The sequence below is a fragment of the Citrobacter sp. S55_ASV_140 genome, from assembly GCF_018919505.1.
Taxonomy (GTDB): domain Bacteria; phylum Pseudomonadota; class Gammaproteobacteria; order Enterobacterales; family Enterobacteriaceae; genus Citrobacter; species Citrobacter werkmanii.
This window is the reverse complement of sequence record NZ_JAHLQZ010000277.1, coordinates 1-4,081: the sequence shown is the minus strand read 5'-3', so window position 1 is coordinate 4,081 and position 4,081 is coordinate 1. Positions and strand designations below refer to the sequence as shown.

The window sequence follows — 4,081 nt, the reverse complement described above, 5'->3', positions numbered from 1 at the left end:
GATCCTTAACAACGCGACCGGGCAATTTACCCAAACCCAGCTCGGCGGCATTATCCAGAATAACCCAAACCTACAGCCAGGAAAGGAAGCCTCAGGGATCATCAACGAAGTTACTGGCGCTAACCGTTCACAACTGCAGGGCTATACCGAAGTCGCGGGGAAAGCCGCCAACGTCATGGTCGCTAACCCCTATGGCATTACCTGTAATGGTTGTGGATTTATCAACACGCCTAACGCCACCCTGACCACCGGTAAACCTGTGTTGGACGCCAATGGCAACCTGCAGTCGCTGGAGGTAAGCAAGGGCAGTATTACCATCGAAGGTAAGGGGCTGGATGGTAGCCAGAGCGATGCTGTGTCGATTATTGCCCGCGCCACGGAAATTAATGCTGCGCTACACGCCAAAGATTTGACAGTTATCGCTGGGGCGAATCGCGTTGCGGCGAATGGCCAGACGAGCCCGCTGAATGGCGAAGGAGAAGCACCGAAAATTGCGGTAGACACCGGCGCGTTAGGTGGCATGTATGCTAACCGAATTCATTTGGTCTCCAGCGAGAAAGGGCTGGGTGTCAACCTCGGGAATCTGGATGCCCGTCAGGGTGATATCACCCTCAATGCTAACGGGAAATTAACGATCGGCAACAGTCTGGCAAATGGTGGTCTTTCCGCCAGGGGCGAAGGCGTCACGTTGACCGGCAGCCATAAGACCGGGAGCGGGATGGCCATCAACAGCACCGGGGCGTTAGCGCTACAGGATGCAAATCTCTCCAGCGGTGCAAACGTGCAGTTGGGTAGCGATGGCAAGGTGACGATCGATGGTGGTGGGATTGCCGCAGCTGGCGAGTTGCAGGTGGCTGCTAAACAGGATGTAGCCGTTGCTGCAACCACTCTGGTTAGCCAGAAAAACACCTCACTGCGCAGTGACGGCTCGCTGACAGTTACCGACGGCAGCCTGACCAGTAAAGAAAAACTGGATGTCGAGGGTATTAATGGACTGACGCTGACCCGTTCCACGCTGGGTAGTGATGCTGATGTTAGCCTTAACAGTAAGGGCTATCTGTCGGCGAAAGGGGGATTGCTCTCAGCAGGTAATGGATTAACGCTGAAGGCGCAGCGCATAGCACTGGATAACGCCAGTCGGGCCGATGCGAAAGGCGCATTAAGCCTGACCGGTAGCGAAATGAACAACCAGGGGCAGGTCAATGCGGGAGATGCTTTATCTCTCTCTGGTGACCACCTCGTTAATGGTGGTCAACTGGCGGTAAACGGCAGTCTTGATGCTTCTGTCAGCAGCCTTAGCAACACAGGTCTGATGCAGGGTAACAGCGTATCGGTCCGCAGCGGCTCGCTGGATAATATGGGCACGCTGGCGAGCGGCAGCCAGCTTTCAGTACAGACGGCAGCGCTGAACCAGCAGGGGATCCTGAGCGCGAAAAACGATGCGGATATCCGGGCTGATGCCACGCTGCGTAATAGTGGAAAGTTGCTCTCTGATGGCACTCTAACGGTGCAGGCCGCGTCAGTTGAACAATATGGCGTCCTTTCTGGCAACCAGGGGGTAACGCTCAATGCTGAAAATCTCACCGCCGCGAAAGATTCGTTGATCGCCGGGCAACAAGACATACAGTTAAACGTTACGCAAAACCTTAACCTGAACGGTCAGGTTAATGCCGCCGGTGCGCTTAACGTCGGCGCAAAGCAGCTGACTACCGGCAAAGACGGTCATTTACAGAGCGGTCTGGACCTTGCGATTACCGGCAACAGCGTGACGCTGGACGGCGTACAGGCGGCAAAAGGTTCGCTGGATGTGACGGCTGACCGGCTCAGTCATGGCGGAAAATCCACCGGGGCACGCGTTGGTTTCAGCGCGCAGCAGTCAGTTGATAACCATGGCGAACTGTTGGCAGACACCCTGACGCTCAGCGCGGCGACGCTGACTCATAACGGCAGCGCCAGCGCTGAACGCATCTCGATTATTGCACCTGAACTGCTGACCAGCGGCGGCTCTCTGATAGCCGACACGCTAACTCTCCACAGTCAGCATATTGTGAATAGCGGTCTGATGCAGGGCAACGCGGCAATGGAACTGCAGGTTGATAAGTTAGATAACCTGAGCGGCGGCACGCTCTATGCCAGGCATTCTCTGGCGCTGGATATACCGTATCTGACCAACCATGGGCTGATTACCAGCGACGGTTCATTGCATCTCAATGGTCGCCAGTTGGTTAACGGCGGAGAAATTAACGGCGTTAATCTGCAAAGTGAATATGCGACGGTAAAAAACGAGGCCGCGGGGCGCCTGCTGGCGGACACGTCATTGTCTGTTAACGGACAGCAGACAGATAACCTCGGACTCATGGCCGCCGAAATGCTCGCGCTAAACAGCCAGGACGTGAAAAACGACGGGAATGTGTTGTCGGTGGGTGAATTGAGCCTGAAGAATCAGACCCTGCACAACACCGGCTTGCTGCAGGGCGGCACGCTGAATCTGGAAGCAAATACGTGGCAAAACAGCGGTAATGCGCTGGGTGAAACGGGGGTAACGGCGACAGTACACGACGCGTTCACTAACCAGGGTAATGTACTCAGTCAACAGGGTATGACACTGCATGCCGCCAGTGCGAATAACAGCGGAATGCTGGCGGCGAAGGTGCTGGCATTACACGGCGATCTCAGCAACAGTGGGATCCTGCAGGGGGATCAGGCGCTGGCCTGGGATGGCAGTCGCTTCACTAACCTTGCGGGTGGGCAGGTGACCAGCGGTGAAGACCTACAGCTTAGCGGAAAACGTTTCGAAAATGATGGCCAACTGGAGGGCCGTACGGCGGCGATCAGACTGGATAACCTGCACAATAGCGGCAGCGTTCAGGCACTGGATAGCCTGAAAATTCAGGCTAACGGGCGACTGGATAACCAGGGATCGCTGCGCAGTCTCAACCTGTTCGAGCTGGCTGCGGCGCAGTTGTTTAACGACAACACGATTGCAGCAAAATCCCTGAGTATTTCCGTGCCGGAGCTTATGAATAACGGCATTGTGCAGGGTAATTCGGCGCTACAGCTCACCACCCGCAATCTGTTCAATGGTCAGCAGGGGCAACTGGTCAGCGGCGCGGGGCTGGATTTAGGCCTCGACTCACTGGAAAACCACGGTCTGCTGCTGGCGAATACCGGCTTCACGCTGCGCGGCAGCACATTAATTAACGCAGGTGATATTCAGGCCGACTCCCTGAACCTGACGCTGGCAAACTCGGTTGAAAATCAGGGGAGCCTGGTGGCGAAACAGGGGGCGTCGATGAATACTGCATCCCTGGATAACCGCGGTACGCTGGCGGCGACAAGTGTCGCTCTGGATGGAAAATCAATCCGTAACAGCGGACGGGTGCAGGGCAACGACAGTACCTCGGTTTCTGCGAATACCTTCACCACGGATACCACAGGTAAATGGCTGGCCGGTAATGCGTTGTTGGTGCATACCGGTGCGATGGAAAACGCCGGCGTACTGCAGGGAAATACCCTGACATTTACTGCCGACTCGCTGAATAACAGCGGCGTGCTTAACGGTTTACATGGCCTGGAAGGCAAGCTATCCGGGCGACTTACCAACCCCGGACACATTCAAAGTGGCGGCGCACTGGCGCTTACGGCTGATGATATCAACAGTGCCGGACGTATTGCCGGTGACAGGCTGACTCTTGCTGCCTCGACGTTAAACAATTCAGGCCTGTGGCAGGGGACGAACGGACTTGCGCTGTCTGGCGATGTACTCACGACGGGGATAACCTCCCGTACGCTGAGCGGCGGCGCGTTGACCTTTGATGCTGGCAATATAACGACGCAAGGAACGCTGCAGGGGCAGCAGCTCACGCTGACCGCTGATAACTGGTTGCACAAAGGATCGCTGATAAGCCTGGGTAATCTGACGGCTACTGTAAACAACGGCCTTACCACATCAGGCGATGTGATGAGCCATGGTGGAATGTCACTAACCGCGCAGCAGCTTGATAACAGTGGAAGGCTGCTCAGCGAGAGCGATGTAACGCTCGACGGCGCACAGTTCGATAACAGTGGCGCGGTACAGGGA

1 protein-coding gene is annotated in these 4,081 nt (G+C 55.9%); it reads left to right on the top strand.

Features of this window, described 5'->3' with window-relative positions:
• The coding region (locus tag KQJ18_RS22325) for a filamentous hemagglutinin N-terminal domain-containing protein (protein ID WP_216422767.1) at positions 1-4,081 on the top strand (4,081 nt) is incomplete at both ends.